The organism is Kitasatospora sp. NPDC058218, from assembly GCF_042882445.1.
In the GTDB taxonomy this organism is placed as follows: domain Bacteria; phylum Actinomycetota; class Actinomycetes; order Streptomycetales; family Streptomycetaceae; genus Kitasatospora.
In genome coordinates this window covers 32,889-38,888 of sequence record NZ_JBHVWC010000064.1, presented here as the reverse complement: position 1 = coordinate 38,888, position 6,000 = coordinate 32,889, and the positions used below count along the sequence as shown (strand labels likewise).

The window sequence follows — 6,000 nt, the reverse complement described above, 5'->3', positions numbered from 1 at the left end:
TTTTTTGTTTTGGGGCCCCCTCCCCCCCCGGCGGCGCCCCCGCCCCCGGGGGGGGGGTTCCCCCCCCCTGACCGCGGGGGCTCCCGGGTAAACCCCCCCCACACTCGATTCACGTTTCCCCAGGTCAGCGCGCTGCGCCTCTTTACCTCCAGAACTCACTCTCCGTCGCACGCTCGCCCATCGGGCTCCGCCCGATCCGGCCGGGCCGCGTGGCCCGGCCGCCGGTCACCCCGCGGCTTCACCCCGATGGCGGGCCCCTGGGATCACCACCGCGCTACCGGGTGGCAGCCCCACAGGGCCTCCGGCGGGTGCCTGGCTCATGCCGCTGCCGCCACCGGGGCCAGGCACCGACGCAGGCTTACCGAAGGGGGCCGGCCAGCTCACCGCGCCAGTCACGGAAGTCCGGCTGCCGCCGGACCCGGGCCTTGACGGCCCTTTCCGCGCCTATGAGTCGAACGGCCGCTCCCCTGCCCTACCGAACCCGGCGGCACTCCCCTGAGCGAACCGGAGCCGGGACCGGTGGTGGCCGCGTGGACGTCTCCGGTGAGGGCGTCGGTGAACAAGTCGATCGCCAGGTGGGTGGTGGGATCAACCACCTGGCGGCCGGTGGCAGGCCCCGACACGTCCGGCAGGCTCGCTCGGCAGGGGCCCGGCCCGAAACGACCGCCCGCCACCTTGACCAGGGCAACCGCCCAGGTCACGCCGCCCTCGGCGTGACCGGTGCGGCGACGGGCCGCTGGCTGGGCCGGCTACGGCCCGGACGGCGGATCCGGCGGCGCAGGGCGGGCGGCAGCTGGATGGTCCAGCGCATCCGGGCGCTGGCCACGGGTGCGGGGGCGGAGCACGCCGCGGCCCGCCCCAGCGGCGAGGTGGACCGCAACGCCGGCCCGGTTGCCGCCCGGACGCGGCAAGACGCGGACCGTCGGATCCGGCGCTCCCGCGCCGGCCTTTCTACAGGTGCGGGCCGATCAGCAGCACGGTCAGCACCGCACCGTTCTCGCGGCCGTGAACCTGGTCGCCGCCGTCGGCCGGGCCCCAGGTCCAGTAGATCCGCCAGGCGCCGGCGCCGGTCTCGATGTAGGAGTCCCAGACTCGGCGGTGGCCGTGGCCGGGCAGCGCGCGGTAGCGGTGGGTGCGCAGACCGGGGTGGCGCGGGTCGGCGGCGAGCTGGTCGAGCGCGCGGCGCACCCGGCGCAGCTTCGCCGTGTCGGCCCGCCGGCCCCCGTTCCAGGCAGTGCAGGGTGCGGGCGGCGGCGGGGGTGTAGTGCAGCGTCGGCATCGAGGTCTCCTTGGTCCAGGGCACGCGAAGAGAGCCCGCCTCCCCGGTGTTCGGGGAGGCGGGCCCTCGGTGGGCGGGGCAGGTCAGTCGGCGGGCAGGGTCAGCCGGTGGGGCCGGCGGCCGCGATGCACTCGACGTCCAGCTGGTCGGCGAGGTCGGCCAGCTGGACGTCGAGCCCGAGGGCGGTCACCGGGTCCAGGCCGGGCACGTCCCGGCCCGCCCACTCCTGCCAGGTGGCGGCGATGCCGCGCAGCAGGCCGGTGACGAAGTCGGCCGGGACCACCAGCGTTCCGTCCTGGTCGCGGCGCACCGGCAGGTGGAACTGCCGCTCGTGGAACTCCATGGATTTCCTCCGAATGAATTCTGTGCGGGCAAAGAAAAAGTCCCGGCCGTCTTTTCGACGGCCGGGACTGGCTATATTTCGGCGACACAGGGCCGCCAGCGGGGTCTACAGCTCGATGTCCAACCAGTTGACGCTGTTCAGCGCGACCTTGGAGACGCCCCGGGCGCGGCTGCCGCCGTCCTTGAAGTAGTGGTCGCGCAGGGCGTCGGCGAGCAGCTTCTCCTGCTCGGCCTCGGTGGCTCCGGCGTCGCGCAGCTCGTAGAGGGCCTGGGCGACGCTGCCGGGCATCTTGAGGTTCTCCAGGACCCGGTCGCGGGGGTCGTCGGTGCTGCCGCCGGCCGCCGAGAAGCCGAAGGTGCCGGACAGGTGGAGGGTGAAGCCGTTCTTCTCGGCGGCCTTGCGGGTGCGGTCCTTCACCCTGGGCTGCCACTTCGCCCGGACCCGCTGCTCGACCGTCTTCGCGGCGGCCGGCTTGGGGGTGCCCTGGCCCTTGAGCCAGCGCTGCACGGTGCGCTGGCTCACACCCAGATCGGCGGCGAGCTGCTTGGTCGAGCCCTTGGCGTCCTTGAGCAGGAACCGCATCCGGGCGGCGGTGGACTGCGGGATCGGGCGGGTGCGCTCGGCGCGCTCCAGGCCTTCGTCGATCTCCCCCATCGAGGTGGTCTCCTTCCGTGGAGGGTGGCAGTGCGGTGGTGGACGGTCTGCCCGGCCTGTCGGCGCCGGGCAGACCGAGGGTCAGCGGGTCCAGCGGCTACTCGTCGTCGGAAACGACGCCGCCCGGCTTCATGTGGCGGCCGGGGTTCGCCTCGTCCGCGAGCATCTCGGTGATCTCCGCCATCGGCCGGCTGCCCTCGTGCTTCACGTACCCGGGCGACACCCCGAGGCGCAGCGCCGTGGTGAGGGTGCCGTCCGGCTTGGTGAGGACGTCCAGGGCGCCGGGGCCGGGTGAGGCGAAGACCGCGCAGTCGGAGAACACCGCGAAGCAGCGCAGCCCGGTCTCGGTGACCATTTTGCGGAGCTTGCGGTGGAGGTTGACGGTGGCGGTGTCGATGACCAGGGCCCGGGTCAGTGGCTCCCAGGTCGGCCGGTCCAGGGCGGCCCAGGGCTGGCCGGGCTGGTAGCCGTGCTGGCCTCGGGGGCGCTGGCGGAAGGCGCCGATGGTCGACTTCGCGGTCTGCTTGACGGCGGCCAGGACCGCGAGCTCGGCCGGGTCACCGTCGGTCTTGAGGGAGGCCATCGCGTCGAGGAAGGCGAGCGGGTCACGGTCGGCCAGGTCGAGCGGCACACCGAGGGCGGCCATCGTGTCGACGTAGGCCTGGCGCAGCCGCTTGTGCCACGGGTCCAGGTACGGGCCGCTCTCGTGCCGCAGCCACCCCTCCATCGGCTGCACCTGGGCGCCGAGCTCGATGGCGTACGCCACCTTCACCGTGGAGTACCAGCCGGGGCCGGTCGGCCGCTCGCCGTCCTGGGAGAACGGCGAGGGCAGCAGCGGGTCGGTCTCCACCTGGGAGAGGTCGACCAGCCAGCTCCCGGGGATCTTCTTGTCGAAGACCGGGTTCAGCTCGTGCACCGCCCCGGACAGGGGCAGCGTCAACCTGCCCGCGGCCGCGAGGAACGAGGTGTTCACGTCGAGGCCGACCGCGTACGGCGCCGCGCTCTCCTCGGCGGTCAGGTCGCGGGTCCAGTCCCACACCTCGGTGACCAGCTCGCCGCCGGCCTCGCGGCCCTGGGCGAGCGGGTGGATCGAGGGCACCTCCGGCGGCGCCGGCTGCAGCGCCTGCTGCCGGGAGCCCTCCACCGGGCCGGACGTCCAGCCGGACTCGGTGCGCACCGCCTGCGTGGGCGGGCGCAGCGCGGTGACGAGTTCCAGGCCGGAGGAGGCGGTGGAGCCGCGCGGGGTGATCACCCGCTTCGCGTAGGTGCCGAGCAGGTGGGCCAGGCCGGGGGCGTCGAGGCCGGTCGGGATGGTCCAGCCGCCGGAGGCGAGCGCTCCCCAGCCGGGGACGCACAGCTGGACGCACTGCCGCTTGCCGCCCTCGGGGGTGCGGTAGATCCGCGCCCACGGGCCCAGGCCGCGCTGGGTCAGCAGCCAGCCGGCCTTCTCCAGCGCCTTCACCGCCTTGTGGGACTTCGGCAGCTGCCCCAGGCGTTGGACGAACTCGGTCTTCTCGTTCCGCCCGAGCGGCGGCAGGCCGAGCTCGGCCAGCGCGGCGTCGGTGAGCACCACCAGGGCGTCGCCGTCACGGCCGTGCCGGTGCAACCTGGCCGAGCCGAGCTTCACCTCCAGCGCCCACTGAACGACGTCGGCCAGGGCGCGCCCGGCCGGGGCGGTCGGCGCCTCGGTGCCGTCGGCGAGGTAGGCCACCAGGCTCTTGCCGTCGGGCGCGACATCGAGGACGGCGAGGGGACCCGCCGGGAACCGCGCGGCCGCGGCCTGCTCCCAGTCGGAGGGCCCCTCGGCCTTGGCCGTCGTCTTCGCCGGGGCCTTCCTCGCCCGGGAGGACGCCGCCGGACGCGACGGCGCGCCACGGCGCGGCGCGGCCGCCGGACCGGCCGCGGGGGCGGCCTGGCGGGGCGCAGCGACCGGAGCGACCGGAGCGACCGAGGCGGCCGGCTCCGGCGCCACCACGACGGGGGCGGGCTGCGGCGCGACCGGGACGGCGTCGAGGGCATGCTCGGTGGTGTCGGCCTGGACGAGTCCGGCGACCGACGCGACCGCGGTCGCCGGAGTGCACCAGCCGCCCATGTGCACCGGACGCCCACCCGAGCGGTACGGCGTCGGACGCCCGCACCGCACACACGGCGCGGGTGGCTCGGCGACGAGGTCCCCGGCCGCGGTGCGGTCGAGCTCCACCACCGCCTGCTCCCCGCCCGCCACGGCGGGCGCCGCCACGGCCGGAGCAGCGGCAGGGGTGACCGGCTCCGCCGGGACGGGAGCCGGCTGGGCCACCGGCGCGGCGGCCGGCGGTGCGGCAACCGGCCCGTCGGCCGGGGCCTGGACAGTGGCGGGGACGAGGCCGGCGGCCTGGGCGCGACGCAGCCACGCGGTCGGCTCGACCGTGCCGTGCCGCAGCGCCAGCGCCGCCAGGAAGCGGATGTAGACCTCGCGCTTGGGCGGGCGGGGCTCCGTCGTGCCAGCCTCCCACCGCACGATCGACTCCCGGCGCGTCTTCAACGCCTTCGCCAGCTCTTCCTGGGTGAACTCGCCCGCCGTACGCAGCCGGGCCCGCTCGGCGGGCACCGGCAGGTCGTCCACCGGCTTCGGACGCTCCAGCAGAGCGTCGATCGACGCGAACAGGTCCTCACTCATGGACACACCTCCCCTTCATCAACCACGCTAGCACGAAACGCACCTTTGGATCGCACTCTTGGATCGCACATCACTCTTTGGGGGAATGCACCTTAAAACCGCGGGTCAGGTGGGCATTGCCGGCTGGGGTGGGGCGCCGGCCGAGCGGGCGCCCGCTACGCCGTGATCACCGTCTGGGTGCCGCCGACGACGTCCGCGCGGCGCTTGTCCGGCAGCAGTCTCAGCACGTGGGTCGGGCCGACCACCAGGTCGACCACGGCGATGCCGTAGTGCACCGAGAGCCGGTCGAGGTCGGCCACGGCCCAGCCGGACCGGCCGGACAGCTTCCGGCTGACCTGCGCCTGGCTGAGCCCGAACCCGACCGCCAGGTCGCCCTGCGACTCACCCGTACCACGGAGCAGTGCCGCCACTGTGGCCCGCAGCAGCTCCTCCGTCGACGTGCCCGGCTCCCAACCGGGCCCGACAACCCCCCTCCCTGATCCCGGAGGTCACCTCAAGGCGGTCTTCGCCCGCGAAGACCGCCGCCCGCGCTGCCAGACTTCGACCGGGACACCGAGCGGCGGCGGCCGGCCGCACCGTTCAGGCGGGGCCTGAATTCCGTCGCAGACGCCGGCCCTCCTGGCCGATCGGACGTCCTCGCCTGCCGACGCCACGAGGGCTGGCCCCTGCGGGTACTGCCGCCTCCCAGGCTCACCTCGCGTTTCGTCCTCGCCTCCTTCACCGACCCCGTCCTTGAGGACTGCTCCCGGGCAGGCTCCGGTCACGACAACGGCTGCACCTGAGACTCGAAGGTCTAGATTCGATCACCCAGCGATGCCGGCCAAGGCGCTTGGAGGAATCGAGTGGGCGGGACAATCGAAAGTGGTGCGGCTATCAATGGCATTAGCCGCAGTGTCGCTTGGATGCCCATTTAGTCTCGTATACGATGTCTTCGCTCTGTTGATTGAGTGAAGTAATATGCCCCCACTGACTGCCTGCATACGAGATCCGTAGCACTCCGTGATATCTAAGCGCAAGCGGTAACTTCGCGTGACATGACACCCCGCGTTGCTCAATCTTCGCCGCAAC

5 protein-coding genes are annotated in these 6,000 nt (G+C 73.6%); all 5 read right to left on the bottom strand.

The genetic code is table 11. The annotated features are described in order from the left end of the window. Nucleotides 1-951: 951 nt before the first annotated feature. Entirely contained in the window at nucleotides 952-1,188 is a 237-nt protein-coding gene (locus tag ACFVYI_RS33245; RefSeq protein ID WP_387892474.1) for a hypothetical protein, read from the bottom strand. 191 nt (nucleotides 1,189-1,379) lie between these two features. Further along, nucleotides 1,380-1,622 carry a DUF6213 family protein gene (locus ACFVYI_RS33240; RefSeq protein ID WP_387892473.1) on the bottom strand — a complete coding sequence of 81 codons (243 nt, stop codon included), beginning with the start codon at nucleotides 1,620-1,622 and terminating at the stop codon, nucleotides 1,380-1,382. A 105-nt stretch (nucleotides 1,623-1,727) separates the two neighbouring features. Beyond that, on the bottom strand, nucleotides 1,728-2,276 hold the full coding sequence (tpg, locus tag ACFVYI_RS33235; protein WP_387892472.1) for a telomere-protecting terminal protein Tpg: 549 nt from the start codon (nucleotides 2,274-2,276) through the stop codon (nucleotides 1,728-1,730). A 97-nt stretch (nucleotides 2,277-2,373) separates the two neighbouring features. Next, on the bottom strand, nucleotides 2,374-4,932 hold the full coding sequence (tap, locus tag ACFVYI_RS33230; RefSeq protein ID WP_387892470.1) for a telomere-associated protein Tap: 2,559 nt from the start codon (nucleotides 4,930-4,932) through the stop codon (nucleotides 2,374-2,376). 155 nt (nucleotides 4,933-5,087) lie between these two features. Further along, nucleotides 5,088-5,342, bottom strand: coding sequence for an acyltransferase (locus ACFVYI_RS33225; protein WP_387892468.1), 255 nt, complete (start codon nucleotides 5,340-5,342; stop codon nucleotides 5,088-5,090). Nucleotides 5,343-6,000: the final 658 nt, after the last annotated feature.

Coding starts and splice junctions, on each gene's coding strand:
- tap (WP_387892470.1), bottom strand. CDS start 4,932: ATGAGTGAGGACCTGTTCGCGTCGATCGACGCTCTGCTGGAGCGTCCG.
- tpg (WP_387892472.1), bottom strand. CDS start 2,276: ATGGGGGAGATCGACGAAGGCCTGGAGCGCGCCGAGCGCACCCGCCCG.
- ACFVYI_RS33240 (WP_387892473.1), bottom strand. CDS start 1,622: ATGGAGTTCCACGAGCGGCAGTTCCACCTGCCGGTGCGCCGCGACCAG.